The following is a 1,898-nucleotide window of genomic DNA, read 5'->3' as shown; positions in this document are numbered from 1 at the left end:
CGTCCCAGCCCGTCCACGCCCACACGAGCCGTCCCCGACGCGTCCGACACCGTCACGGACCCGTCCGCGCCCCACGCCAGCCCCCGACGCACCCCCGCAGGATCCACCGTCGCCGCCAGCGCACCATTGACGTCGTACTCCCGGCGCCACACCGCCCCCTCCGGGTTGACGACCTCGGTCAGCCGGCCCAGCCCGTCATGGACGTACGACCACTCCCGCCCGTCCGGCAGCCGCACCCCGGCCACATCGCCCGCATCGTCCCACTCCCGCTCCAGACGCCGCCCCAACGGGTCGACACCGGCCGTCTCCTGGCCCGCAGAACCCAGCTCCACCGCCGTCCGCGCACCCGTCGGATCAACACGAGCAACCACACGGCCCCCGGCCGTGTACTCGAACCCCCACACCGCCCCGTCCGGATCCCGCCGCGACACCAACCGGCCCGCCTTGTCGTAACCGAACCCGGTCTCCGACCCGCACGGGTCAACAGCACGAACAACCCGACCCGCCCCATCACGGACCAGACGAGCCACATCCCCCACGGCGTTCATGACCGACACCAGATCCCCGTACCCGTCATAACCGAACCCGACCCGCACCCCTGCCGGGTCCACCACCTGCACCAGCAGATTCCGGTCCCACACCAGCCGAGTCACCCCGCCGCAGGGGTCCCTCACCGTCGAAGGATTCCGGTCCCCGCCCGCATACCCGTACGTCGTGACCGCAAGCCCCGACCCGCCAGCCCCGCCGGCGCTGCCGCTACCAGCGGTGCCGGTGCCGCCACCACTGCCGGCGCCCCGGTCACCGACGCTGGGACCATCGGCCCCGCTGGTGTCGGTGACGGTGACCCGCACGACCCGGTCCAGGCCGTCCCATTCGTAGTCGGTGCGGGCCCCGGACGCCTCCAGACGCGTGACGAGCCGGCCCCGCCCGTCATGCCGGAAAACAGTCACCGCCCCGTCGCGGCCCGTCACCAGGGTCCGGTTGCCCCACCGGTCCCAGCCGATGCTCTGCCGGTTCCCGTCCGCGTCCACCATCCCCACAAGACGGCCCCGCTGGTCGTGGACCCAGGTGTTCGCCCGGCCCCCGTCCCCATCAGCCACCTGCGTCACACCGCCCGGCAGGTACGTGTAGTGCGAGGTACGGCCGAACCGGGACCGCTGCGACACCACCTGCCCCCGCCCGTTGTAGGAGTTGACCGCCTCGACCACACCATCCGGATCCACCACCCGGGCGATGAGGCCGGCCTCGTCCCACCCGTACCGGCGGGCCCCGCCCGCGGAAGCGGCCTCCACCAGCCGGCCCGCCGGGTCGTACGAGTAGCCCACCCGCCGCCCATCCGACGCGGCCAGGGCCGTGACCCGGGTGCCCTCCGGGTTCCACTCGATGGTGATGGCCCGGCCCCGCTCGTGCGCCAGGCCCGCCAGCCGGCCGTCGTGCCACCGGTAGCCCACCCTGGTGCCCGCGCCCCGGGACACCGACACGGGCCGGCCCGCACCATCGAACACCCACCGGCCACCCGCATTGTCCGACACCACGAACCCACCAGCAGCGGCAGCAGAAGCAGCAGTGGCGGCCACGGAGGCGGTGGTGGAGACTCCGCCGACCGCATCGCCGGCAGCGCCGGTACCGATACCGGCTTCGCCGGCAGGGCTGCTGTCACCAGTGGGGCCGGCCTCGCCGGTGGTGTTGTCGGTGGTGGGGATGGCCTCGCCAGCGGCGGCAGTGCCGCTGTCGCCAGCAGTGCTGTTGGGGCCGGTGTGGTGGAGCCAGTAGGTGTCGTTGTGGGCCCGGTCCCAGCCGTTGCCGAGTCTCGGGAACAGGATGTGGCGGCCGGAGGGTTGGATCCAGGTTGCGCCGTCGTCGTCGAGGAGTAGTCGTTGGTCGGCTGTGGAGGCCCA

Annotated in this window: 1 pseudogene; it reads right to left on the bottom strand. The window is 73.1% G+C overall.

Annotated features, from left to right (window positions below):
- Positions 1–1,898 (bottom strand): annotated as a pseudogene (locus K336_RS16445) (hypothetical protein); the annotation flags it as partial.

The sequence above is a fragment of the Propionibacterium acidifaciens DSM 21887 genome, assembly GCF_000426605.1.
GTDB lineage: Bacteria > Actinomycetota > Actinomycetes > Propionibacteriales > Propionibacteriaceae > Propionibacterium > Propionibacterium acidifaciens.
The sequence above is the reverse complement of the archived record's forward strand: the minus strand, read 5'-3'. Positions and strand labels throughout refer to the sequence as shown.